General features: G+C 67.3%; 24 protein-coding genes. 14 read left to right on the plus strand and 10 right to left on the minus strand.

Annotated elements, in window-relative coordinates:
* Positions 1 to 1032, minus strand: coding sequence for a LacI family DNA-binding transcriptional regulator (locus FOE78_RS15295; protein ID WP_143987071.1), 1032 nt, complete (start codon positions 1030 to 1032; stop codon positions 1 to 3).
* A gap of 9 nt (positions 1033 to 1041) precedes the next feature.
* Complete coding sequence (locus FOE78_RS15300) at positions 1042 to 2247, minus strand: CaiB/BaiF CoA transferase family protein (protein WP_210414605.1); 1206 nt, start codon at positions 2245 to 2247, stop codon at positions 1042 to 1044.
* Between the two features lie 183 nt (positions 2248 to 2430).
* Between FOE78_RS15300 and FOE78_RS15305 the strand changes: the two genes are divergently transcribed.
* Both FOE78_RS15305 and FOE78_RS15310 read left to right on the plus strand, forming a co-directional pair.
* The gene (locus FOE78_RS15305; protein WP_143987072.1) at positions 2431 to 4590 is read left to right on the plus strand and encodes a hypothetical protein; all 2160 of its coding nucleotides are present in this window, start codon (positions 2431 to 2433) and stop codon (positions 4588 to 4590) included.
* 119 nt (positions 4591 to 4709) lie between these two features.
* A complete protein-coding gene (locus FOE78_RS15310) occupies positions 4710 to 6494 on the plus strand; it encodes an HNH endonuclease signature motif containing protein (protein WP_168207541.1) in 1785 nt (594 codons plus the stop codon).
* A 79-nt stretch (positions 6495 to 6573) separates the two neighbouring features.
* On the opposite strand, the gene FOE78_RS15315 is transcribed toward FOE78_RS15310, so the two are convergent.
* Entirely contained in the window at positions 6574 to 7425 is an 852-nt protein-coding gene (locus FOE78_RS15315; protein ID WP_143987074.1) for a hypothetical protein, read from the minus strand.
* Positions 7426 to 7509: 84 nt separating this feature from the next.
* Complete coding sequence (locus FOE78_RS15320) at positions 7510 to 8502, minus strand: zinc-binding dehydrogenase (protein ID WP_143987075.1); 993 nt, start codon at positions 8500 to 8502, stop codon at positions 7510 to 7512.
* A gap of 38 nt (positions 8503 to 8540) precedes the next feature.
* Here FOE78_RS15320 and galK point away from each other — a divergent pair, with 38 nt between their 5' ends.
* The 6 genes from galK (at position 8541) to menC (ending at position 14511) form a co-directional block, all read left to right on the plus strand.
* Positions 8541 to 9707, plus strand: a complete 1167-nt coding sequence (galK, locus tag FOE78_RS15325) for a galactokinase (protein WP_143987076.1) — start codon at positions 8541 to 8543, stop codon at positions 9705 to 9707.
* 195 nt (positions 9708 to 9902) lie between these two features.
* Positions 9903 to 10802 carry an ABC transporter substrate-binding protein gene (locus FOE78_RS15330; RefSeq protein ID WP_210414606.1) on the plus strand — a complete coding sequence of 300 codons (900 nt, stop codon included), beginning with the start codon at positions 9903 to 9905 and terminating at the stop codon, positions 10800 to 10802.
* Positions 10803 to 10815: 13 nt separating this feature from the next.
* Complete coding sequence (locus FOE78_RS15335) at positions 10816 to 11778, plus strand: amino acid ABC transporter permease (protein ID WP_143987077.1); 963 nt, start codon at positions 10816 to 10818, stop codon at positions 11776 to 11778.
* On the plus strand, positions 11775 to 12593 hold the full coding sequence (locus tag FOE78_RS15340; protein ID WP_143987078.1) for an amino acid ABC transporter ATP-binding protein: 819 nt from the start codon (positions 11775 to 11777) through the stop codon (positions 12591 to 12593). Before FOE78_RS15335 ends, FOE78_RS15340 begins: the two co-directional genes overlap by 4 nt.
* The gene (locus FOE78_RS15345; protein ID WP_143987079.1) at positions 12590 to 13384 is read left to right on the plus strand and encodes a GNAT family N-acetyltransferase; all 795 of its coding nucleotides are present in this window, start codon (positions 12590 to 12592) and stop codon (positions 13382 to 13384) included. Before FOE78_RS15340 ends, FOE78_RS15345 begins: the two co-directional genes overlap by 4 nt.
* A gap of 11 nt (positions 13385 to 13395) precedes the next feature.
* A complete protein-coding gene (gene menC / locus FOE78_RS15350) occupies positions 13396 to 14511 on the plus strand; it encodes an o-succinylbenzoate synthase (protein WP_143987080.1) in 1116 nt (371 codons plus the stop codon).
* Positions 14512 to 14555: 44 nt separating this feature from the next.
* On the opposite strand, the gene FOE78_RS15355 is transcribed toward menC, so the two are convergent.
* Positions 14556 to 15056, minus strand: a complete 501-nt coding sequence (locus tag FOE78_RS15355) for a hypothetical protein (RefSeq protein WP_143987081.1) — start codon at positions 15054 to 15056, stop codon at positions 14556 to 14558.
* A 216-nt stretch (positions 15057 to 15272) separates the two neighbouring features.
* Here FOE78_RS15355 and FOE78_RS15360 point away from each other — a divergent pair, with 216 nt between their 5' ends.
* The gene (locus FOE78_RS15360) at positions 15273 to 15524 is read left to right on the plus strand and encodes a WhiB family transcriptional regulator (protein ID WP_143987082.1); all 252 of its coding nucleotides are present in this window, start codon (positions 15273 to 15275) and stop codon (positions 15522 to 15524) included.
* A gap of 94 nt (positions 15525 to 15618) precedes the next feature.
* Here FOE78_RS15360 and FOE78_RS15365 read toward each other — a convergent pair whose 3' ends face one another.
* Entirely contained in the window at positions 15619 to 17175 is a 1557-nt protein-coding gene (locus FOE78_RS15365) for a sensor histidine kinase (RefSeq protein WP_143987083.1), read from the minus strand.
* Between the two features lie 83 nt (positions 17176 to 17258).
* On the opposite strand from FOE78_RS15365, the gene FOE78_RS15370 reads away from it, so the two are divergent.
* From FOE78_RS15370 to FOE78_RS24815, 4 genes are all read left to right on the plus strand, one after another.
* Complete coding sequence (locus FOE78_RS15370) at positions 17259 to 17621, plus strand: DUF3311 domain-containing protein (RefSeq protein WP_228265843.1); 363 nt, start codon at positions 17259 to 17261, stop codon at positions 17619 to 17621.
* A gap of 6 nt (positions 17622 to 17627) precedes the next feature.
* Positions 17628 to 19265 (plus strand): monocarboxylate uptake permease MctP, encoded by a 1638-nt coding sequence (gene mctP / locus FOE78_RS15375; RefSeq protein WP_143987084.1) that lies wholly within the window; start codon positions 17628 to 17630, stop codon positions 19263 to 19265.
* Positions 19266 to 19291: 26 nt separating this feature from the next.
* Complete coding sequence (locus FOE78_RS15380) at positions 19292 to 20281, plus strand: potassium channel beta subunit family protein (protein ID WP_210414607.1); 990 nt, start codon at positions 19292 to 19294, stop codon at positions 20279 to 20281.
* Positions 20282 to 20354: 73 nt separating this feature from the next.
* The gene (locus FOE78_RS24815) at positions 20355 to 20429 is read left to right on the plus strand and encodes a 50S ribosomal protein bL37 (RefSeq protein WP_369797015.1); all 75 of its coding nucleotides are present in this window, start codon (positions 20355 to 20357) and stop codon (positions 20427 to 20429) included.
* Between the two features lie 30 nt (positions 20430 to 20459).
* On the opposite strand, the gene FOE78_RS15385 is transcribed toward FOE78_RS24815, so the two are convergent.
* The 4 genes from FOE78_RS15385 to FOE78_RS15400 all read right to left on the minus strand — a co-directional run bounded on the left by FOE78_RS15385 (position 20460) and on the right by FOE78_RS15400 (position 22861).
* Entirely contained in the window at positions 20460 to 21074 is a 615-nt protein-coding gene (locus FOE78_RS15385; protein ID WP_210414608.1) for a GNAT family N-acetyltransferase, read from the minus strand.
* Between the two features lie 39 nt (positions 21075 to 21113).
* Entirely contained in the window at positions 21114 to 21371 is a 258-nt protein-coding gene (rsrA, locus tag FOE78_RS15390; RefSeq protein ID WP_143987086.1) for a mycothiol system anti-sigma-R factor, read from the minus strand.
* Positions 21368 to 22057, minus strand: a complete 690-nt coding sequence (locus tag FOE78_RS15395) for a sigma-70 family RNA polymerase sigma factor (RefSeq protein WP_143987087.1) — start codon at positions 22055 to 22057, stop codon at positions 21368 to 21370. Before FOE78_RS15395 ends, rsrA begins: the two co-directional genes overlap by 4 nt.
* 132 nt (positions 22058 to 22189) lie before the next feature.
* A complete protein-coding gene (locus FOE78_RS15400; RefSeq protein WP_143987088.1) occupies positions 22190 to 22861 on the minus strand; it encodes a hypothetical protein in 672 nt (223 codons plus the stop codon).
* 152 nt (positions 22862 to 23013) lie between these two features.
* Between FOE78_RS15400 and FOE78_RS15405 the strand changes: the two genes are divergently transcribed.
* Positions 23014 to 23703 (plus strand): tyrosine-protein phosphatase, encoded by a 690-nt coding sequence (locus FOE78_RS15405; RefSeq protein WP_168207542.1) that lies wholly within the window; start codon positions 23014 to 23016, stop codon positions 23701 to 23703.
* The last annotated feature ends 1 nt before the right edge of the window (position 23704 follow it).

The following is a 23704-nucleotide window of genomic DNA, read 5'->3' on the forward strand; positions in this document are numbered from 1 at the left end:
TCACTCCTTGCTGGTCACGAAATCGCGGTCCGCTGCTGGTGCGGTGGAATGGCGGACGACGAGCTCGGGTTCGCTGTTGATCATGACATTGCCCACGTCGGTGCCACGGAGCTTGTCCAGCAACAACTCGACCCCGGTCCGGCCCAGGTCGTACATCGGCATCCGCACACAGGTCAGCGCGGGCGCGGTCTGCTCCGCGGTCCAGGCGTCGTGCAACGCCACCACCGAAAGCTCGTCCGGCACCGCGACGCCGATCGCCCGTGCTTCGGCGAGCACCCCGATGGCCGCGTTCAGGTTGCCGACCACGACGCCGGTGGGACGACGTTTCAGCCGCCACAGCCTGCGCAGCCCTCGGCGTCCCTGTTCGGCGGTGTAGCCCAGTCGGGTGAGCCACGGGCCGCGTACGGCGACCTCTGCATCGGCCATCGCCGCCCGGTAGCCCGACTCCCGGTCGGCGGAGGTGAAGACCGACGGTAGACCGCCGACCAGAGCGATCTTGGTGTGTCCGAGCTGCAGCAGATGCCGGGTGGCGACGGCGGCAGCGGCCGCGTTCGGCAAGGTCACCGAACCGGCGTGGCCGGCCTCGACGGAGTTGATGAAGATCACCGGCGCCCGCTGCCCCAGCAGCTCCCGAACGTCCTCGGGCCGGGTGTCATCGCCTGTCTGCAACAGGATTCCGTCCACCCGGCCCTCGCCGATCAGCCGGCCGATCATGGCGCCGCCGACGTCCTCCGAGCGCCCGAGCAGCATCAGGTAGTCGTTCTGGGTTGCGGCCTCGTCGACGCCACGCAGCAGCTCGGAGTTGAGCGGGTTGGTCAGATCCGGGACGATCATGGCGAGCACGTCCGATCGCGCCAGCTTCAGCGCCCGACCGGCGAAGTTCGGCCGATAGCCGAGATCTCGGGCGGCGGTCTCGATCCGGTCCCGAGTCTCCGGTCGCACCCGGGTCGACGGCGCACGCGACAGCACCCGGGAGGCGGCGGAGATCGACACCCCTGCTCGGGCGGCCACGTCGCTCAACGTCGCGGACATGGCGGCAGCCTAACGGCCGTCGGACAGGCCGAACTCGCGATCGATCTCGGCGTCGTGCTGGCCCAGCTTCGGTGCCGGCCGATTGCTGGTGAGCAGCTCGCCGTCGACTCGGATCGGGCTGCGGGTGGTGTGCAGCCGCAGGGTCTCGCCGTGTTCGGTCAGGTCGCCGGATCGGCTGATCTGCTGGGTCATCCGCGCCGCAGAAAATCCTTCATGATCAATCAGCTCGTCCAGGGTGAGCACCGGCGCGCACCAGACGTCGGCGGGGTCCAGAATCGCCAGCCAGTGTTCGGTGGTCTCGGTCCGCAACCGAGCCGCCAGCAGCTCCTCGATCTGATCTTGATCGTCCCACCATTGCTGCGGGTCGGTGCAGCCCGCCAGCTCGGCGATGTCCAGCAGTTTGCCCAACCGGTCAACGGGATTCATCGCGATCGCGAGATAGCCGTCCCGCGTCGGGTAGGTCCCGTACGGTGCCGGCAGGAACGCGTGCGCGGAGTGCCGACCACCGCGCCGGACGGTGATCGGACCGGGTCCCTGATCGTCGTTGAGCTTGGTGCTGAGCAGCTCGAACTGCAGGTCGAGCATCGCTTCCAGCAGGCTGGTCTGCACCAGACCGCCCCGGCCGGTCCGTCCGCGCCGGAACAGCAACGCGGTGACGCCCTCGGCCAGATGACAGCTGGTCAGGTGATCGGCGATCGACAGCCCGAACGGCACCGGCCCGTCGTCGGCCGAGCCACTCAACCAGGGCAACCCGGACAGCGACTGGGCCAGCAGATCCTGACCCGGACGGTCCTGCCAGGGGCCTTCCTCGCCGTAGCCGGTGGCGGACGCGTAGATCAGCCGCGGATTGAGCTTGCTCACCTGCTCGTAGTCCAGCCCGATCCGCCGCATGACTCCGGGCCGGAAGTTCTCGATGATCACGTCGGCGCGTGCGACGAGGTCGCTGACCCGGGCAAGATCCGTTGCGTCCTTCAGATCGGCGGTGATGCCCTCCTTGTTGCGATTCATCGCGTGGAAGGAGATCGTGTCACCGTCGGCGCGGCGGCCGGCGAACGCCAACTGCCGGCCGATGTCGCCGACCACCGGACGCTCGATCTTGATCACCCGGGCGCCGAGATCGGCCAACCGCATGGCCGCCACGGGACCAGCCAGGAACTGGCTGAAATCGAGCACCAGGACGCCGCTCAGCGGACGATCGACTTCGGTCATGATCATGCTCCATAGCGTCACGAGAAGTTGAGCAATCGTTTGCTCACCAAGATGCTAGCAAAGCCGGCCCCTGCCGTGAACCCGGTTGTGCAAACGATTGACCATGATCATCTGGACGGTTAGTCTCTCGCTGACGCTCACGAGAAGCTGACGCCCACCGAGAACCCGTCTCGATTCGATGGAGACCTCATGATCGACCGGCATGCGGTGGTCAGCCGGCACAACGTACGGCTCACCGCACCCGACGCACTCACCGCGCTCACCGTCGGCAACGGCGAGTTCGCGTACACCATGGACGTGACCGGGCTGCAGACGCTGACCGCGCTGCACGACGAGGTCGCCGCACGGGCCGAGAACCGACCCGCGATGGGGCTGCATACCCAAGCCCAGTGGGGATTTCACGAGATGTCCAATCCCGACGGCTGGGACTTGGCGGATGTCATGCGTCCGTACCGGACGCCGCACGGAGTGATCGACTACCCGGTCGCGTACGACTTCGATCGGCCCCCAGCCGAGCTCACGCAGGACGAGCTGCCGGGCTACTACCTGTGGGTCAATCCGCAACGGCTCGACCTCTTCCGCCTCGGTTTGGAACTGCGCGCGGCGGCCGACGACGAGCCGCTGGCGGCCGCCGGATTGCACTCCCGGCTGACCGATGTCGATCAGCAGCTGGACCTGTGGTCGGGGACCGTGGTCAGCCGATTCTCCTTCCAGGGTACGGATTTCCGCGTCACGACCGCCTGTCATCCGGATCGGGATCTGCTCGCGTTCAAGATCGAATCGGAGCAACTCACCGACGGCCGGGCGACGCTCGTACTCAGCTTTCCCGGGGCCTCGGACACGTTTGCCGACACCGCGGACTGGCGGCATCCCGAGCGCCACCACACCGAACTGACCCTCGACGCGCCCGTCGACGGGCGGACCACCGCCCGCCTCGATCGGCGACTCGACGGCACCGGCTACACCGTCGACCTGGCGACCTCCCCCGGCGCCCGGCTGGAGGACGTCGGTGTTCACCGATACCGGATCACCGCGGACGGCCCGGTGCTCGAGGTGATCGTGGCCGCCGCTCCCACCGATCGCGACCGGTCGACCGAACGCACTCCCCTGCCGCGGACCGCAGACGTGTTCGAGGCATCGGCGGCCGGCTGGCGGGACTTCTGGACCAGTGGCGCCGCCGTTGATCTCTCCGGCTGCACGGATCCTCGGGCCCACGAGCTGGAACGCCGGATCGTGCTGTCGCAATACCTGACCCGGACCCAGTCGGCCGGCTCGCTGCCGCCGGCCGAGACCGGACTGACCCAGAATTCCTGGGCCGGCAAGTTCCACCTGGAGATGCATTGGTGGCACGCGGCGCATTTTGCCAGCTGGGGACGCCCGGAGCTGCTGGAACGGAGCCTGGACTGGTATCGGTCCATCTTGCCGGTAGCGCGTCAGATCGCTGCCAGGCAAGGGTTTCCGGGCGTACGGTGGCCCAAACACATCGGCCCCGAGGGGCGCGAGTCGCCGAACGTGATCGGACCGCTGCTGGTCTGGCAGCAGCCCCATCCGATCCACTTCGCCGAGTTGATCAGACTGGCGCGGCCCACCGAGCAGCCGGCGGTGCTGGATCGCTACGGCGAGTTGGTGGAACAGACTGCACGCTTCATCGCCGGCTATCTGTACCGCACTCCGGACGGGCTGGTTCATCTGCCACCGGCCACCATGCCGGCGCAGGAGCGGTATCAGCCGGAGGAGGTCTGGGATCCCCCGTTCGAGCTCTGCTACTTCGCCTGGGGTCTGCGGACGGCCCAGACCTGGCGCGAACTTCGTGGCCTGGAACGCGAAACCGGGTGGGACGCGTTGCTTGTCGATCTTGCTCCGCTGCCGATCCAGCACGATCATTACGCGGCCGTCGGCGCCGCGCCGGGATCGGCTGCTCCACCCCGTACCGAGCTCGGCGATCATCCGTCCATGGTCGGTGCGCTCGGTCTGGTCCCCGAGACCGGCCTGGTCGACCCGGACGTCATGCGTAGCACCCTCGACTTCATCGATCGGGAGTGGGACTGGGACCTCACCTGGGGCTGGGACTACCCCATGATCGCGATGACCGCGACCCGCCTCGGTGACCCGGATCGGGCCGTCGAGGCGCTGACCCGGCAGGCCCCGCGCAATCGCTACCTGGCCAACGGGCACAACTGCCAGCATCCGACCCGCCTGCCGCTCTACCTCCCCGGCAACGGCGGCCTGCTCTCGGCGGTCGCGCTGATGATCACCGGCGCCGGGTCGGCTCAGCAACGATCGGGGCATCCAGGATTCCCCAACCAGGGTTGGCAGATCCGTGCCGAGGGCTTCCCACAGCGACCCTGATCCGCAGTCTGCCGGCGAGGGGGCTCCGAATCCGCCGGCCCGCCGCCTTGGCCGGCATGGACTGTCGGTGGTCGTGTTTAGCGTCTTCCTTGCAGATAACGGGGTCTGAAGGGGACGTGATGACCGTAGTAGTTGATCTTGAACCCGGAGTGCGGGAGTGCACCGCGGAGGAGGCCGAGGCGTTGGCCGCACAGACGATGGCGGCTTCCGGCGAGGTGTCGGTCCGGATGGCGATGTTCCTGGAGTTGGTCGGCCAGTTCGACGCCACCAACGCCGTCCGGTTCTGGGCCGGCATCGACTCCACCGCACACTGGGTGGCCTGGGCCTGTTCGATTGCCCCGGTCACCTCCCGGGAGTACGTCCGGATCGCCCGGGCACTGCGCCGAATGCCGCACACCCGGGCCAGATTCGCGACCGGAGAACTCAGCTACTCCAAGGTACGAGAGATGACCCGGCTGGTCGACCGCATCGACCCGTCCGACTCTGCCGACCCGTCGGATCCGTCGTCGTGGGGCGTCGAAGCCTCAGACCAAGTCACCGACGATCGGGCCCCGGCGGCCGATGAGCCGCATCTCGAGACCGGGTGGGACAGCAGACCCGACGCCGAGCAGCGACTGATCGACTTCGCCCGGCAGACCACCGCGTCACAACTGGGCCGCACCTTGCGCGGCTACCGTGCCGCCGCCGGAACCGCCGAAGAACAACGCACCAGACACCGCGTCTCCTGGTGGACCGACGAGGCCGGAAACCTCCACCTGTCCGCGGTCCTTCCCGCCGAAGCCGGCGCCGCCGTCACCACCGCCCTGCAAGCAGCCATCGACGCCAACCGGCCACCCGACGCGCAATGCGGCGACGTCGAACCCGACGACGATCAACCCGACCACGATCAACACGGACGGCGCCGCTACGTCGACGACGAGCGCCGCGAAGCGGTACAACGCACCCGGGTCGAGGCGATGTCCGAGATCTCCACCCACTACCTGGCCTCCCGACCCGAAGACCGATCCGGTGAGGACCGCACCCTGGTCGTTCTGGAAATCAACGCCACCGCCCTCCAGACCGACGGTGGCGATCAGCCAACGGTCGCCGCAGAAGGATCCGCTGACCGCACCACGTCCGCCGATGGCGCTTCTGCGGAAGCGGACACCCCTCCCGGCACGATCGACGACGCTTCCGCGGAAGCGCCGACACCGACCTGCCGAGTCCGCGGCGGCGGCGCCATCGATCCCGCCACCGCCCACCGAACCCTCTGCGATGCCCGAATCCTCGGCATCATCATCAACAACCTCGGCGAACCCCTGGCCGTCGGCCGCAGCCAACGCCTCGTCACCCGAGCACAACGCCGTGCCCTGGCGATCCGCGACGGCTGCTGCCAATACCCCGGCTGTCCCCGCACCCGCCGACTCCAAGCCCACCACCGCACCTCCTGGCTCGCCGGCGGCAACACCGACCTGGAGAACTTGATCCTGCTATGCCCGTGGCACCACACCGTCGTCCACGAACACAAAATCACCATCACCGGCTGCGACGAACCCACCTGCACCGTCCGCTGGCGGTTCACCCGACCCGACCGGACCCCGATCATCCCCACCGTTCACGACCTCGGCGCGCCCAGCCCGTGGCAACCCATCCTCGACGCCGAGGGCCGCGCGCCCACCGGCAGAGCCTGGGACAACGCCGCACGGGACCGAGACCGACAGATGGCCGAGTACCAGACCGAACAAGCAGCACTGTGCGAACAACAGGAAGAACTCCGCCGCCGCTACGGCCACATCACCCACACCAACCACCCCGACGCCCACCGGGTCTTCCCGCCCGGCGGCGGCGAAGGATTCAACCTGGCCAACTGCGTCGAAGTGCTGTTCAACATCACCGCACGAAACAACACCGACCTCGCGGCGTGAGCAATCACCATCTGTCACCGGCGCGCTTCAGCGGAAGCGGTCCCGGCAGCGCGGGCCCACTTCACCCCGGCGGCAAGAGTTAGCAGGGCTTCCAGGTCTTGCCTCCCGGTGCATAGCAACGAGGCCCGGTGGATCCGGGATAGGCCCCGCCACCGGATTTGGTGCTCTTTTCGGTGTCGCCATCGATCCAGGCCTTCACCGTGACTTCACGGGTCTTGGTCTCGACCGGAAACAGATCGCCGTACTGTGCGTTCTCCGCGCCGGGTCGGGGACTCATCCGCGCACCGGTGGACCGCTCCGAATTCCGTACGTCGGATCGCAGCAGCGCGGGCACGGTGTTGAGCTTGGCAGCGGCCTTGGCGTAGTCGTTCAGGGCGGTCTGATAGCGCCGCTGATCGGCTGCCTTCGCACCCTTCGCCATCAACCTGGCCGCTTCCCGGAGACGGGCGGGAACCTTTCGGCCGCCAACGCCCAGTTCGCTGTAATCGGCCGCGAGGGTTCGCAACTCGGTCGCACCGCTGTATCTGAAGTTGAGATCCTCCCGCTGCATGAGCCATCCGGCCTGCGCAGATGCCTGATCCAATTGATCAGACGTGAGGCCGTTCGTCGAGGGATCAATCAGCCCGACTGTCGCGGCCCGGGCTTCGTTCGAACGAGCGGAGTGTCCGCTGGGCGTCGGCGAATCGACGACCGTGGCCGCCGCGCCCTGGTGTCCCGATCGATCGTGTGTAGCCACCCCGATCACGAGAGCGAAGATGCCGACGGCTGCGGCTATTCCGATCCACTTACCGCGACCCTCTCGCTTCTTCACCCAGAATTGCCATCCGGGCGGCGGGGGCGGCCACGAAGACGGCGGCTGCCAGTCATGAGGTGGTTTCCAGCCTTTCGGTGGCTGTGGCCAGCCTGGAGGCGGGTTGAACCGCTGTGTCACGTGCCCTCTTCTTCGTCCAACCGATCTTGCGCTGCGCACGGGTAACCAACGCCGCAGGTACGCACCGAATCCGGCAGCGGATCATCACTCCGCCGCGAGCACGACCTTGCCGAAGGCTGCGCCCGACTCCAACCGGGCGAAGGCGTCCCGAGCGTCGGCCAGCGGGTACGTGCTGTCGATCACCGGACGCAGGCCGGTCGAGACGAGCATGGAGACCAGGTCGGTCAGCTCGTCCTGGGTGCCCATCGTGGATCCGATCACCCGCAGCGGCTTGAAGAAGATCTTGGTCAACTCGGCCTTCGCGGGTTCGGCACCCGACGTCGTACCGCAGATCACCACGGCACCGCCGGGCTTCAGCGAGTTGATCGAATGCGACCAGGTGGCGGCACCGACCGACTCCATCACCGCGTCCACCCGTTCCGGAAGCCGCTCGCCGGAGGGAAACCAGGCGTGGGCGCCGAGCCGCACCGCGCGTTCGCCGCGTTCGGCCGACCGCGACGTGACCCAGACCCGCAGCCCCGCGTGCCGGGCCAGCAGCACCAACGCGGTGGCGACGCCACCGCCGGCACCCTGAGTCAGCACGGTGTTGCCTGGCCGCAGCCCGGATTGGGTGAACAGCATCCGATACGCGGTGAGCCAGGCCGTCGGCAGACAGGCCGCTTCGGCGAACGACAGCTCGGCGGGCTTGGCGATCAGATTCGTCCGCGGCACCCGGACCCGTTCCGCCAACGTGCCGGGGTAACGCTCCGACAGCAGGCTTCGCCGCGGATCGGCGGTGCTGTCCGGGCCGGTGAAGGACGGATCGTTGATCACCGCATGTACTAGCACCTCGTCGCCGTCGGCGGTGACCCCGGCCGCATCGCAGCCGAGCACCATCGGACAGGCCCGGGCCGGCAGACCGACGCCCTGCAACGAGAACAGGTCGTGGTGATTCAACGCGGCGGCACGGACCTCGACCTCCACCCAGTCGCCCGGGACGAGCGCCCCACCAGGAGTCGAAGCGACCTCGAGGTCGCCGACCTCCAACGCGGCGAGCGGCTGATCGGCGTCGATCCGGGCTGCGTAGGCGGCAAGCATGCGATTCACCTTAGGGGCCGGTCTGACAGGATGTGCCGGTGGACCAAATCCAGCAACTGCTTCGAGTCAGCAAGCGGCAATACGGGCATCCGCCGTCCGGCGTCTGGGCGGCACCGGGCCGAGTCAACCTGATCGGCGAGCACACCGACTACAACGACGGCTTCGTGATGCCGTTCGCGCTCGCCGAACGGACCCTGGTCGCCGCGACACCGCGCCCGGAGGAGACCTGGACCGTCTACTCCACCAACGTCGACGAACAGGTGGGCTTCGGCGCGGAGGAGCTGGTTCCCGGCATGCAGGGCTGGCAGGCGTACGTGGCCGGGGTGGTCTGGGCGTTGCGCGAGGCCGGGCATCCGGTCGCCGGGGCGGAGTTGACGATCAGCTCGACCGTGCCGGTCGGCGCCGGCCTGTCCTCCTCGGCCGCGTTGGAGTGCGCGGTGCTGACCGCGCTGGTGGATCTCTACCGGCTCGAGGTGCCGCTGCTGGAGCGCGCGGTGCTCGCCCGTCGCTGCGAGAACGAGTTCGTCGGCGCACCCACCGGTTTGATGGATCAGGCCGCCTCCACCCTGTGCACCGAGAACAATGCGCTCTTCCTGGACTGTCGCACGCACGCCTACCAGCAGGTGCCGCTGGATCTCGACGCCGCCGGGCTGGAGTTGCTGGTGATCGACACCCGCACCCCGCACACCCACGTCGACGGCGAGTACGCCGAGCGCCGGGGAACCTGCGAACGAGCGGCCGCCGTCCTCGACGTGCCGGCCCTGCGCGACGTGGAGGATCTGGGCGAGGCACTGAAGCAGCTGCCCGACGAGTTGATGCGCAAGCGCGTCCGGCACGTGGTGACGGAGAACGAGCGAGTGCTGCAGGCCAAGGCGATCCTGGCCGACGACACCCTGCCGGTGACCGAACGCTTCGCCCGGCTCGGGCCGCTGCTGGACGCCTCTCACACCTCGATGCGTGACGACTTCGAGATCACCGTGCCGACGGTCGATCTGGCCGTCGAGACCGCCCGGTCGGCGGGGGCGATCGGCGCCCGGATGACCGGCGGCGGATTCGGCGGCTGCATCATCGCGCTGGTGCCGCGGGAGACGGCGGGCAAGGTGGCGGCCGAGGTGGCCGATGCGTTCGACCGGGCCGGGTTCCGGGCGCCCACCCATTTCGTGGCGCGCCCGTCGGCCGGCGCGGGCGCGGTTGCGCTGAACTAGCCCAGAATCAGAACTGGCTACGCGACGTAGCCGGAGGGCTGAAACTTGATGGCAACACGGGTCTGATCAGATACCAGCCTTGGCCGGTACTGCGATCGGCCGTTTACGGTGTCGGGCGAGCAAGCAGCCCCGGCGGATGGATCCGGTCGGACGGGTTCGCAGCGGTTGATCGGGGCGAATGACAAGGAGCACGACGTGAAACTCAAGTACAAGATGGGGGCGGTCGCACTCGCGGCGGCCACCACGCTGGCCGTGGCCGCCTGCGGTTCCAACTCGTTGAGCGGCGAGCCGGCCGGCAAGACCTCTTCGCAGCCGAGTCAGAAGGCCGATCAGGCACTCTTCGACAAGCTGCCGGACAAGATCAAACAGAGCAAGAAGATCGTCATCGGCAGCGACGCCAGTTACGCACCGAACGAGTTCTTCGCCGGCGACGGGAAGACCATCCAGGGCGCCGACGTGGACCTGTTCAACGCGGTCGCGGCCAAGCTCGGCGTGAAGACCGAGTGGCAGAACGCCAACTTCGATTCGATCATCATCGGCGTCAACGGCGGCAAGTACGACGTGGGCGTCTCGTCCTTCACCATCAACGCCGACCGGATGAAGCAGGTCAACATGATCAGCTACTACAACGCCGGCACCCAATGGGCCACCGCCAAGGGCAACCCGAAGAAGGTCGAGCCGGACAACGCCTGTGGCAAGACCATTGCGGTCCAGCGGGCCACCGTACAGGACACCGATGATCTTCCTGCCCGGCAGAAGAAGTGCGGTGCGAACAAGATCAAGATCCTCCGGTTCACCGGCCAGAACGAAGCCACCGCCGCGGTGGTCAGCGGCCGCGCGGACGCGATGCTGGCAGACTCCCCCGTCACCCAGTACGCGGTGAAGCAGTCGGGTGGCAAGTTGGAGACCCTCGGTGACGTCTACGACTCCGCCCCCTACGGTTACGTCGTGCCCAAGGACGAGACCCAGTTCGCCGACGCGCTGGCCGCAGCACTCAAGGAAGTCAAGCAGGACGGCGGCTACGACGCCGCGCTGAAGAAATGGGGCATCGAGTCCGGCGGCATCTCCGACTTCCAGGTGAACCCGACCAGCTGATCGGTCAGTGATCATGAGTTCCTCCGAACAACAGCCCACGGCCTCACGTCCCGGGATCATCGAGGCGGTCCCGGTCCGGCACTACGGCCGTTGGGTGCTGGCCGCCGTCGTGATCGTGCTGGCCGCGATGTTCCTGAACCTGATGATCTTCAACCCGGCCTTCAACTGGCGGCTGGTGCTGGAGGTGATGAACCAGACCCCGGTGATCCAGGGCCTGTTGGTCGGGACCTTGCTGGTCACCCTGCTGACCATGATCATCGGCATCGTCGGCGGCGTCATCCTGGCGGTGATGCGGCTGTCGGACAACCCGATCCTCAAGGGCGTGGCCTGGTTCTACGCCTGGGTGTTCCGTTCCATCCCGCGCTACGTGCTGCTGGTGTTCATGGGTGCGGCGATGGGATTGATCTTCCCCGACGGCATCTCCCTGGGGGTTCCGTTCGACTGGGTGATCATGAACTTCCTCGGCCTGCATGGTGATCTTCGGTTCGCTCACTTCAACGCCAACGTGATCTTCGGCGGTCTGGTCGGCGCGGTGATCGGCCTCGGTGCCTCCGAGGCGGCGTACATGTCGGAGATCGCCCGGGCCGGCATCCTCAGCGTCGACCGAGGTCAGTACGAGGCCGCCGAGGCGCTCGGGTTGAGCCGGACCAGAACCATGCGGCGGATCGTGCTGCCGCAGGCGATGCGGGTGATCGTGCCGCCGACCGGCAACGAGACCATCGCGATGATGAAGGACACCTCGCTGCTCGGCGGCATGGGCTCGGTCACCATGGAGCTTTTCGTTCAGGTACAGGCGATCGGCAACCGCACGTACGAGTTCGTACCGGCCTACATGGCCGCGATCGTCTACTACTTGATCATCACCAGCATCCTGATGATCGGCCAGTCCTATCTGGAACGCCGGTTCGGCCGTGGCTTCGGCGGCTCCGCCGCCCCCAAGGCCACCGCGGCGCTGCGAGCAGGGAGTGCACATTGAGTACGTCGACGAGCTCAGCACCCCTGGTGCACGCGGTGAACGTGATCAAGCACTTCGGCAGCCACCAGGTGCTGCAGGGCATCGACTTCGACGTGTCCCGCGGCGAGGTGATCTGTCTGCTCGGACCGAGCGGATCCGGCAAGACAACCCTGCTCCGGTTGGTGAATCAGCTGGAGAAGCTGACCGGCGGACGGATCTGGTTCGACGGCGAACTGCTCGGCTTCACCGAACGGGACGGCAAGTTGTACACCCGCAACGATCGCGACATCGCCCGGCAGCGCGCCAAGATCGGCATGGTGTTCCAGCGCTTCAACCTCTTCCCGCACAAGACGGCACTGGAGAACGTGATCGAGGCGCCGCGGCAGGTCAAGGGGCTGTCGAAGAAGACCGCGATCACCGAGGCGATGGCCCTGCTGGATCGGGTCGGGCTGGCCGATCGCGCCAACTACTACCCGTCCCAGTTGTCCGGCGGCCAGCAGCAGCGGGTGGCGATCGCCCGCGCGTTGGCGATGCGACCGGAGCTGATGTTGTTCGACGAACCGACCTCCGCGCTCGATCCCGAGCTGGTCGGCGAGGTGCTCGCGGTGATGCGCGACCTGGCCTCGGCCGGGATGACCATGATCGTCGTCACCCACGAGATGGCGTTCGCCAACGAGGTCGCCGACCGGGTGGTGTTCATGGACGCCGGTGTGGTGGTCGAGCAGGGACCGCCGGCCGAGGTGCTGCTGCATCCCCAACACGAACGGACCAAGTCCTTCCTGCGTCGGGTGCGGCAGGAGGCCGAGGTGGAGAGCGCGAGGATCCGATTGCCGTGACCGATGCCGACCAACTGGACATCAAGATCATCACTCTGCGGACGGCGGAGCAGCGGCAGCAGGCCGCGGCGCTGTATCGCTCGGTCTTCGGCTACGACCATCCGGCGTACGGAGTCAACCCGCGGCTGCTGGCCGGGCTGAGCAGCAACGGCGGTTCGGTGATCGGCGCTCTGGACAACAACGACCGACTGGTCGGCTTCACGTTCGGCTTCCTCGGCACCGATCAGCTCAGCACCTACCACTACTCACAAGCCGCGGTTGTCGCCACGGATCTGCAGGGTCAGGGACTCGGCCGGCAACTCAAGCTGGCCCAACGTGAGGTCGCGCTGCGTTCCGGGGTGACGTCGATGCGCTGGGCCTACGATCCGCTGCTGACTCGCAACGCACACTTCAACCTGGACGTGCTCGGCGCCCGCGGAATCGCCTTCTATCCGGACCTGTACGACGAACCGGGCACCGACCGGGTGTTGATCAACTGGGATCTCGACGATCTCCCCGCGAGCGTTCGGACCGGCACCGCGGCCGCCGCAGTCGATCATGGCGAAGCTGATCTTCCGACCGAGGAGAGCGCGGTCTGGGGCCGACCGATCACCGACGGCGACCGACTGCTGTTGCCGGTGCCGGCCAGGATCGATCATCTGCGTGAGCACCGGCCCAGGGCGGCGGCGGACATCGCCCAGGCCGTCGGCGAATTCTTCACCGAGGCGTTCGACGACGGCTACCAGGCCGTCTCCTGCCGAGCTGTCGGCAGCACCGCTTTCTATGTCCTCAAGCAGTTCGACGAGGTGTGAGGAGAGCTCCCATGCAGGTCGTCAGCGCTCGGATGCACCGGGTCCGGCAATCGCTGGTGCACGAATTCCGGACCAGCTCGCATCAGAAGAGCTACCTGGAACACATCCTGATCGAGCTCCATGATCGGGACGGCGCGATCGGCTGGGGGGAGATCGCCTCCCCCAGCGGACCGTTCTACTGCCCGGAGACGACCGACACCTGCTGGACGATCACCGAGAAGTATCTGCTGCCGGGGCTGATCGGGACCACATGGCAGCATCCGGCCGAGGCCGCCGGGACCTGGGCGAAAGTCCGCGGCAACCCGTTCGCCAAGGCCGGCGTGGACATGGCGGTCTGGGCGTTGTGGTCACTGGTCGAGGGCGTCGGGCTGGCCCGTGCCCTCGGCGGCACCCGGGACCGCGTGGTCGCCGGAGTCTCGCTCGGCATCGAACCGACCATCGACGATCTGCTCGAGCAGGTTCGTCGGCACACCGACGCGGGGTATCCGCGGGTGAAGTTGAAGATCGCCCCGGGCTGGGACGTCGAGCCGGTACGGGCCGTCCGGGAGCGTTTCGGTGATCTTGATCTGCATGTGGACGCGAACGGGATCTACACCGACAGCGAAGATCATCTGGCCGCGCTGACCGCCCTGGACGACTGTGCGCTGACCATGATCGAACAGCCGTTCGCGCCCCGCGATTTCGCTTCCCACGCTCGGTTGCAGGCCAAGATCAACACGCCGGTGTGCCTGGACGAGAGCGTGGAGACCGTCGACGACCTGCGGACCGCGATCGCGCTCGACGCGATCGGGGTGCTCAACATCAAGGTGTCCCGGATGGGCGGTCTGACACCGGCGCTGGCCGCTCATGATGTTGCCCAGCAGCACGACATCGCGGTCTGGTGCGGCGGCATGCACGAATTCGGCATCGGCCGCGCCGCCAACGTGGCGATCTCCAGCCTGCCCGGCTTCACCCTGCCGTCCGACGTGTCCGCCTCGGCCAAGTACTACGCCCGGGACGTGATCATCCCCGAGGTGATCGCCGACCACGGCGTGGTCATCGTCCCGACCGCGCCCGGCCTCGGCCACCAGATCGACACCGACTTCATCGCCGAGAACACCCTGCAGTCGGCCACCGTCGGCCGCTGAGCCGATCCGCCCGTACGACGTCCGCTCGCGCCGCGGCGCGCTCGTCAGCGACGCTTGGCGGGCCGGCCGGACTGTTTGCGCCCCGATCCCTTCGGAGAAGGGTTGTCGGCCTCCGAGCCCGGCAACCGGCGGCCCTCGGTGAAGACCGCGGTGGATGCCGGCAGGAAGATGCAGACCAGCACGATCGCCGCGGTCACGAACAGCGCCGCCGACAACCAGCCGATGCTGCCCTTGAATCCCCAAGCCAACGGGAGATGCAGCAGTTGCAGCGCGACCGCGGGACCGCGGGACCATTGCCGGCCGAGCGCGATGCCGCGGCCGACCAGTGCGAGCGCAACACCCCAGGCTATCAGCATTCCGGCCACCCCGTAGCCGACGCCGGCAGCCACGTTCGTCATCCGGGTGATGATCAGTACGCCGTACACGATCACCGCGAGCGCCTCGAACCACATCACGCCCGCCGCGACCCACAGCGCCGGCCGGGCGCTGCCCGCGGCACCGGCCGGCTCGGTGCTCTGCGGCGTACGGTCCTGGGGGCGATTCACGACGACCACCCTAGATCCAGCCCGAATCGGCCGACAATCCGGCTGTGACCTGCCCAAATGTGAGCGACTCAACGCGGCGCCCCCCTTGTGCGTTCGTCAAATACTTGACAGTGTTGTTGCTCGGACCGGGGGACGGCACGGATCGTGCAAGCCCGGTCCCGATCATGTTGTCCGCGAAACCGCGGATCTGGACCAGATGTGAGGAGTAGTACGCCCATGGATTGGCGCCACAAGGCTGCCTGCCTGGATGAAGATCCGGAGCTGTTCTTCCCGATCGGGAACACCGGCCCGGCTCTTCTGCAGATCGAAGAGGCCAAGCAGGTTTGCCGTCGTTGCGATGTGCGCGAGGCCTGCCTGCAATGGGCATTGGAGAACGGCCAGGACCACGGCGTCTGGGGTGGCATGAGCGAGGACGAGCGGCGTGCGCTGAAGCGCCGGGCCGCACGATCTCGCATTCGTACCGCCTGAAACGCACACCGTTCACTTTATTTGAGCGTCGGCCAATGGCGGCCGGCGCTTTTCTGTGTCCTCGCCCCGTTCTGTGCGCCCGCGCGCAGACGCGTCAGCGTTCCTTCCACGGACAGGGCAGATCGACCACCGCGCGGGTGCCGGAGGCGTCGGTGCGGTTGCTCAACTCGAAGGTGCCGCCGAGTTCGCCGACCAGTCCGGTGACGATCGACAAGCCGAGGCTCTTCCGGCGGCTGTCGGTGATCGAGAACCCGTCCGGCAGCCCGGGGCCGCTGTCGATCACCACCATCCGCAGCCGACCGTCTCCGACCGTCGGCTCGACCACCACCTCCCCGGTCCGCGGCGACTCGTCGCTCCGCCCCGGGTTGAGCACCTCGGTCAGCACGTCGCCGTCGTCGCCGTCGTCACCGTCGACGCCGTCGCCGCCGACCAGCCCGTGCTCGACCGCGTTCTGGCAGAGCTCGGTCATCACCAACGACAGGTTGGCCGCGACTCCGGACGAGACGACCCCGAAGCTGCCCTTCCGGTAGGCCCGGACCGCGCCGTCGGCGGCAGCCACGTCACCGACCATTTTCAAGATCAGATCGGCCACCTTGTCGAAGTCGACCATCTCGTCGAAGGCCTGCGACAACGTCTCGTGCACGATCGCGATCGAGGCCACCCGCGACATCGCCTCGTTCAGCGCCTGCTTGGCCAGCGGTGCGTCGATCCGCCGGGCCTGCATCCGCAACAGCGCGGCGACCGTCTGCAGATTGTTCTTCACCCGGTGATGAATCTCCCGGATGGTCGCTTCCTTGCTCAGCAACTTCCGTTCGGTCCGCCGCAGGTCGGTGACGTCACGCAACAGCACGATCGCGCCGGTCCGAGTGCCGCCCGGAGTCAGCGGCACGATCCGCATGGTGACGTGCGCCGTACCCGCTTCGATCTCCATCTCCCGGGCCCGTCGGCCGACCAGCGCCGAGCTGAGCGAGTCGTGCACCGGTTCGTCCGAGGCCGGGACCAGATCCTGGGTCAGCTCGGTCAGGTCCTGATCCACCAGGTCGCCGGTCAGCCCGAGCCGGCGGTAGGCGCTGAGCGCGTTCGGGCTGGCGAAGACCACGTCATGGTCGGCGTCGGTACGGATGAACCCGTCGCCTACCCGGAGCCCGGTCATCACTCCTCCGTCGGCGGACGGGAAGTCACCGGCGGTGACCATCTGGGCCAGCTCGGAGGCCGACTGCAGGTAGGTCTGCTCCAACGCACCGGCGGTCCGGATGGCCAGCTGGTTGGTGTGCTGCTCGACCACCGCGATGGTCCGGCCGTCATGGCCGACCGGGATGGCGTGCACGTCGACCGGGATGCCGGCCTGCAGCTTGCCCTGGCTGGTCTGGGTGATGGTGCCCAGCAGGAACGCCTCGGAGACCAGATGCTCCGGCGAGTACGCGATCAGGTCGCCGACCACGTCGTCGACCAACGCGGTCGGACCGGTCGTCGGCCGCACCTGCGCTGCCGCCCAGAACACGTTGCCGTCCGGCTCCGGCACCCACAGCACCAGATCGGAGAAGGCCAGGTCGGCCAGCAGCTGCCACTCCTCCAGCAGCACCCGCAGCCAGCGCACGTCATCGTCGGAGAGTGCGGTGTGTTCGGCGACGACCTCCGACATGGACGGCATGGGCCGAGCCTCCAAACTCCCCGTGCCCGGGGCGACCAGCTGACGATTTCTGCCGGGTGAATCCCGGCAAACGGGGCAACCGCATGATAGTTCTGATCCCCATGGGTATCGACGACGAACCCGCGGACGATCGTGACGACGATCCGCGCTGGCGCATCACCCCGACCAAGATCGTGGTTGCCGCCATCCTGACGGCGGCGATCGTGATCCCGCTGCTGACCTGGACCTACGCGCGGGACGCGCCGCGGCTCTTCGGCTTCCCGTTCTTCTACTGGTACCAGCTGCTCTGGGTGTTCCTGGCCGCCGGACTCTGCTGGCTGGCCTACGTCCTGCTGCGCCGCGAATCCCGGCAGTACGAGGCCCGGACCGGCATGGTGCCGCCGACCGGACCGCCGCCCGGCAACCCCGCACCGGATGAAGTGGCCAACTCCGAGGGCGAGGAGTAAACGATCATGCACAACGTCAACTGGACCGAGTTGATCATCCTCACCGCACTGTTCGTGATCGTCGCGGTGATGGGATTCCGGGCCGCGCGCTGGCGCCGCGGCGAGGGAAATCTGGACTCGCTGCACGAGTGGGGTCTGGGTGGCAAGTCCTTCGGCACCTGGGTGACCTGGTTCCTGCTCGGCGGTGATCTCTATACCGCCTACACCTTCATCGCGGTGCCGGCCGCGATGTGGGCCACCGGTGCGGTCTCCGGCTTCTTTGCGGTGCCCTACACGATCGTCTTGTACCCGATCATCTTCTTCTTCCTCGGCCGGATGTGGTCGGTCGCCCACCGGCACGGGTACGTGACCACGGCCGACATCGTCCAGGGTCGCTATCAGACCAAGGCGCTGAGTCTGGCGATCGCGGTCACCGGGATCCTGGCCACCATGCCGTACATCGCTCTGCAACTGGTCGGCATCCAGGCCGTCCTCGAGGTCGCCGGTGTCGGCGGCAGCAGTGCGCTGGCCCGGGACCTGCCGCTGCTGATCGCCTTTGCCGTACTGGCCGCGTACACCTACTCGTCCGGGCTGCGGGCACCGGCGCTGATCGCGGTGGTCAAGGACGGTCTGATCTATCTGGTGATCATCGTCGCGGTGATCTACCTGCCGGCCAAGCTGGGCGGCTGGACCGGGATCTTCGACGCGGCACAGCACAAGATGGCCTCACCGAGCGCGACGAATCCGGCCAAGCCGACCGGGGTCTTCATCCCGAACGCCAACCAGGCTTGGGCTTACCTGACCCTGGCGCTGGGCTCGGCGCTGGCGCTGTTCATGTATCCGCACAGTGTGACCGCGACCCTCAGCTCGAAGACGCGGTGGACCGGACGGCGTAACGCAGCCATCCTGCCGGCCTACTCGTTGCTGCTGGGATTGCTTGCCCTGTTGGGATATGTCGCGATCAAGGCCGGTACGAAGCCGATCGGCCTGGACGGCAAGGTCAACCCGCAGCTGGTGATCCCTCAGCTGTTCAATGATCATTTCCCGAGTTGGTTCGCCGGCATCGCCTTCGGCGCGATCGCGATCGGGGCCCTGGTGCCGGCGGCGATCATGTCGATCGCCGCAGCGAATCTGTTCACGCGCAACATCTATCGCGAGTTCTTCAAGCCGGATGCGAGCCCGAAGCAGGAGGCCAAGGTCTCCAAGCTGGTCTCGTTGTTCGTCAAGGTCGGCGCGCTGTTGTTCGTGCTGCTGCTGGACAAGCAGAACGCGATCAACTTCCAGCTGCTCGGCGGAGTATGGATCCTGCAGACGCTGCCGTCGATCGTCTTCGGCATGTTCACCCGGTGGTTCCATCGCTGGGCACTGCTGGCGGGTTGGGCGGTCGGCATGGTGTACGGGACGGTGGTCGCCTACGGCTACTGCTCGGCCTGTACGGTCAAGCACTTCGGCAGTTCACTGGCGACCATGCCGCTGCTGGGCCAAGCCGCCTACATCGGCTTCACCGCGTTCCTGCTGAACGTGATCGTCACCGTCGTGGTGACGATCATCCTGCGGGCACTCAAGGTGCCCAACGGCCGCGACATCACCCGGCGCTCGGACTACTTCGTCGACGCCGACGCCCCCGGTGTGGTGCAGCCCGACATCACCCAGCCGATCAAGTGAAGGCGGGCGGCGCTAGCGTTTCGATCATGACTGAATCTGCTGCACGCACCATGCCGTACCGGCGACTCGGGAACTCGGGGCTCAAGGTGAGCGCCCTCTCGTTCGGATCCTGGGTCACCTTCGGCGACCAGATCGACACCGCGCTGGCCAAGGACTGCCTGACGGCTGCGGCCGAGGCCGGGGTGAACTTCTTCGACAACGCCGAGGCGTACGCCGGCGGGAAGTCGGAACAGATCATGGGCCAGGCGATCGCCGAGCTCGGCTGGAAGCGCCACTCGTACGTGATCTCCACCAAGCTGTTCTGGGGCATCAACGGCGACATGATCAACATGCGCAACACCCTGAACCGCAAGTACCTGATGCAGGCCATCGACGGGTCCTTGGAGCGGCTCGGCCTGGACTTCGTCGACCTCGTCTTCTGCCATCGGCCGGATCCGGACACGCCGATCGAGGAGACCGTGTGGGCGATGAGCGACATGATCTCCGCCGGCAAGGCGCTCTACTGGGGCACCTCGGAGTGGTCGGCCGACGAGATCCGCGCCGCCTGGCTGATCGCCGACAAGCGCAACCTGCACAAGCCGGTGATGGATCAGCCGCAGTACAACCTCCTCCACCGGGACCGGGTCGAGGAGGAGTACGCACGGCTCTACGACGACATCGGTCTGGGTCTGACCACCTGGAGCCCGCTGGCCAGCGGAGTGCTGTCCGGCAAGTACGTGCACGGGGTGCCGGAGGGTAGCCGGGCCGCCCTGCCCGGCTACGAGTGGCTACGCGATCAGGTGACCGATCCGGAGGTCAACGCCAAGGTGAGCAAGCTGGCCGCGATCGCCGAACGCCTCGGCGTGACCACCGCCCAGCTGGCGATCGCCTGGTGCGCCGCCAATCCGCGGGTGTCGACCGTGATCACCGGCGCATCGTCGGTCCAGCAGGTCGAGGAGAACATGGGCGCCCTGGACGCGCTGGCCCAGCTCGACGACGGCCTGCGGGCGGAGATCGACGAGATCTTCGCGAGTTAGGGCCGAGCGGGCCCGGCATGGCAAAATGACCTGCTGGCCAGACAGCAGGATTGCAGAAACTGAGGTGATACCGATGGGCAAGACCGGACGGAAGCGCCGCGCACGCCGCAAGAAGGGCGCGAACCACGGCAAGCGCCCCAACGCCTGAGGCGCGAGCGCATCGAAACGGGAGACCGAGTCACTCGGTCTCCCGTTCTGTTCTCCGGCCCAGCTCAGCTCGAGTCGCCGGCAGCTCGACCCAGTAGCGCCGGACCAGACCGTAGCCCTGATCGGCCCGGTCCCGGACATCCTGCAGCACTCCGCCACAACTCTCGATCGTGCGGTAGGACGCCACGTTGTCGTCGTCGCAGGTGATCAACAGCCGGTCCAGTCCGCGTGCTTCGGCCTCGCGCAGCACCAAGCCGAGTGCGGTTCGGGCGATGCCCTCCCGTCGCCGGGACGGCCGTACGGAGTAGCCGATGTGTCCGCCGATGATCATCAACAGATCGTTGAGTTCGTGCCGCAGCGCGATGAAGCCGACCACCTCGGCTAACGCCGCTGACTCCGATAACGCCGCTGACTCCGCTGACGCCGCAGATCCCGACACGCCCCCGATGTCGGTGATCCAGAAGTAGTCGCAATGCACCCGGCCGTCCGGCAGTGGCTTGCTGGTGTCCGCGCTAACCCGGGCCTTGTCGATCAGGTCACGACAGGTCTCGAGATCGGCGGGCGCGCCGTCGGAGATTCCCGCACCGTCGATGTGCCGACGCTCGAACTCGGCCACCGCTCCGGCCCAGGACTCGTACAGTTCCATCGACGGTCTGTACAGCATGATCATCTAGGCCGCCGCGGATCAGATCTTGCGGACCTCGACGGTCACCGACCGCTGGATCACACTCAGCACCTTGGCCCGCAGGTGTTCCGGCGCGGCCTCACCGCTGCAGCCGCGGCGGACCAGCCGCTTCAGCGCCTCTTCGGCGTCGAAGGTGTCGAGGCAGGGCTCGCAGGCAGCGAGGTGATGGCGGATCTCGTCCGCATCGGCGGATTCGAGCTCCTGGTCCAGGAACTCGTACAGCCGAGACAGCGCGCTAGCACAGTCATCGCCGGTCATGCCCGGGCCTCCTCTTCGTGCTTGTGCTCATGCAACAGTCCGCGATCGCGGGCGTAGTCCTCCAGCCGATTGCGCAACTGCTTGCGGCCGCGGTTGAGTCGCGACATCACGGTGCCGATCGGCGTACCCATGATCTCGGCGATCTCCTTGTAGGCGAAGCCCTCGACGTCGGCCAGGTAGACGGCCAGCCGGAAGTCCGGGGCGAGCGCCGACAGCGCTTCCTTGACGTCGGAATCGGGCAGGTTCTCCAGCGCCACCATCTCGGCCGACTTGAGCCCGGTCGAGGTGTGCGATTCCGCTCGCGCCAGCTGCCAGTCCTCCACGTCGGAGCCGTCGGAGAACTGCGGCTGCCGCTGCCGCTTGCGGTAGTTGTTGATGTAGGTGTTGGTCAGGATCCGGTAGAGCCAGGCCTTCAGGTTGGTCCCGGGCGTGAACTGATGGAACGACGAGTACGCCTTGGTGTAGGTCTCCTGCACCAGGTCCTCGGCGTCGGCCGGGTTGCGCGTCATCCGCATCGCGGCCGCGTACAACTGGTCGATGAATTCCAGCGCGTCGCGCTCGAACCGCTCGCGGCGTTCGGACCCGGTCTCGGTCTGCAGCGTCTCGGCTGATTCCGGTTGCTCGGCGGATTGGGGCGCGTCCGTCACCCGGTCGGCGGACCTGGGTGAGCCTGCGGGAATGGTCATCAGGTATGAGCGTACCGGTGACCGCTTCTGGCCCAGAAGCGCATCACTGTGCTGATCGATCAAGGTTGGCATCAGTTGGTGCAACATCCGCCGCTGCGGCGTATTCCCGATCACAGCGATGATCAGCCGGTCTCACGGCAGGCCGGTCGCCTGCCGCAGAGCGGGCAGGTCGGCGGCCACGTCGGGCTGGTCGAAGATCGCTATCTGCAGCAGGTAGCGATGCCGCTCGGGCGGGATGATCCGGCAGAACTCTGGGTAGTTGTCGCGGGCTGCGGCGTACAGCTGTTCGCCGGCGACGTAGAGCGGGTCGACCAGCTTGAGCCGCGCGTCAGCGGCGATCATGAAGTGGTCCGGTTTGAGGTCGAGGCCGCCCCACCAGGGCACCTCGGCTCGGTTCATCGCGTCGAGATTTTCCAACTCCTGCTTGAGTTTTCGCAGGTACGGATCGCTCGGGTCGCACCAGAGCGGATCGATGCTCGCACCCGCGTCCGGCCCCTCGGGGTCGAGATCGCGTGGCCGCAGCCGCTCCATCAGCGCCAGGTGGCCGCCGCCCTCCAACTCGGTCGCCAGGTGGATTCGCGGCAGCCACGGGTTGCCGGCGAGCCGCCGGCACAGGTCGACGAAGTAGCCGTAGGCGGGTTCGAACGCGCTGATCCGGGCAACCACCTCGCCGCTGTTGTCCACGAGGGCGCGGGCCCAATCGCCGGACCCGAGCAGCCGCCAGCCGCGATCCTCCAGCAACTGCCTGACCTCGGCGTGGTTCAGGCTCGGCCAGTCGATGTGGCTCGAGACGAATTCGGACATGCCCGGCATCGTTTCGGCCCACCGCCCCGGCGTCAACGGATTTCGGGGCCTGCGAGTCGGCAGGCCGCTCGCCGGCGGCCGTCGACGTCCATGACAGAGTGGGCGACGTGACGATCCCGAGCGCACCGGCCTCACCGACCACCTCTAGCGCCTTGAGCACCGACGCAACCGCCCGGCCGACCAGCGCTGCTGCCACCGCGCTGAGGAATCTGCGCGAGGTCGGCGGACCGTCGTTGCAGACCGGACGGCGGCGGACGATCTATCGCGCCGACACCGAAGTGGTCGAGCCGACGGCGTACCCAGGATCGCTGATCGCGGTGCTCGATCTGCGCCGTGACGACGAGGTGGAGCGGGTGCCGCATCCGCTCGCGGCCACCGCCGGCTATCAGCGGATGCCGCTGTTCGATCCGTCCTCGGCAATCGAGTCGGCCGACGCGGCGGTTCAACTCGACGAGCAGTACATCGACTGGCTGGAACGGCATCGGGCCACCATCAAGATCGTTTTCCGGACGTTGGCCCAGATCGACGGCGACGCCTTGGTGTGCTGTTCGGCGGGCAAGGACCGCACCGGCGTGGTGAGCGCACTGCTGGCCAGGCTGTGGGGCGCCGATCTTGATCAGATCGGCGCCGACTACGCCGCAACCCGGGAGAACTTCGCCGAACGATTCGCTGCCGAGCTGGCCGCCAGCAACGATCCGGAGCGCACTCGGATCGCCCAGAACGTCGTCCCCGAGATCATGATCAACGTGATCGAGCACATCGAGGGCCGCTACGGCAGCGTCGAGGGCTACCTGACCTCAATCGGACTGACCGACGACGAGATCCGTGCCCTCAAACATTGAA

Source organism: Microlunatus elymi (genome assembly GCF_007362775.1).
In the GTDB taxonomy this organism is placed as follows: domain Bacteria; phylum Actinomycetota; class Actinomycetes; order Propionibacteriales; family Propionibacteriaceae; genus Microlunatus; species Microlunatus elymi.